This is a genomic window from Paenibacillus sp. 2TAB23, assembly GCF_052115165.1.
Classification (GTDB): domain Bacteria; phylum Bacillota; class Bacilli; order Paenibacillales; family Paenibacillaceae; genus Pristimantibacillus.
The window spans coordinates 1-788 of record NZ_JBFRGD010000067.1 but is presented as its reverse complement, the minus strand read 5'-3'; the positions used below and the strand labels follow the sequence as shown (position 1 = coordinate 788).

1 pseudogene is annotated in these 788 nt (G+C 50.4%); it reads right to left on the bottom strand.

Going from position 1 to position 788, the window contains the following annotated elements:
- Positions 1-788: pseudogene (locus AB4Z29_RS32310) on the bottom strand (ABC transporter substrate-binding protein); the annotation flags it as partial.

Genomic DNA, 788 nt, shown 5'->3' with positions numbered 1-788 from the left:
GGATTAAGCACTTGATTCTCCATCGTGCTCTTGTCATCCGGCAGCTTGGTCGCTTTGCCGTCTTTCATCGTGTAATGCATGCCCTCCACGCCGAGGTACATTTCTTTCCAGTTATCCTTGTCGTACATGTTATTCAACAGCTTCAGGGTAGCCTTCAGCTTCGTCTCATCCTTGGTATTCTTGACGACCCATTGCGGAGGAGCAAATCGCTTCCACGTATAGAAGCCCTCATAGCCCTCGACTTTAGGAATCGGGAGAATGGAGAATTCCGCCTTCACGCCTGTATTTTTTGCCAAGTTTTCAAGATTGAGATTCAAATGCTCCACCCAGTGGAAGTAGTTCCCCACCTTATCGGACGTAATCTTGCCATCCCATTTCGCTTTGTCGTTCAGCAGCGTTTCCTTGTCCATTAATCCGTCCTTGTACAGCTTCGCAGCAAACGCTAGGGCCGCTTTCATATTCGGAGTTACCGCTGCGTAGGTTAATTCGCCATTATACAAATCCCACTCTGGATACCCTTCGAACATCGCAACACCGTACATCGCGAATATGTGATCCATCCAACGCGTTTCCTGACGGCCGCCGGTAGGAATCTCATCCTTCTGGCCATTGCCGTTCGGATCTTGATCCCGGAACGCCTCCAGTACTTTAACATATTCGTCTTGCGTAGTCGGCATCTGCAGGTTCAATTTGTCCAGCCAGTCCTGACGGATCATGCCTGCGTACCTTCCGTAATCCACCGAACCCGGAATGTAGTAGATGTGCCCTTGGCCGGTCGGGTCATTCGC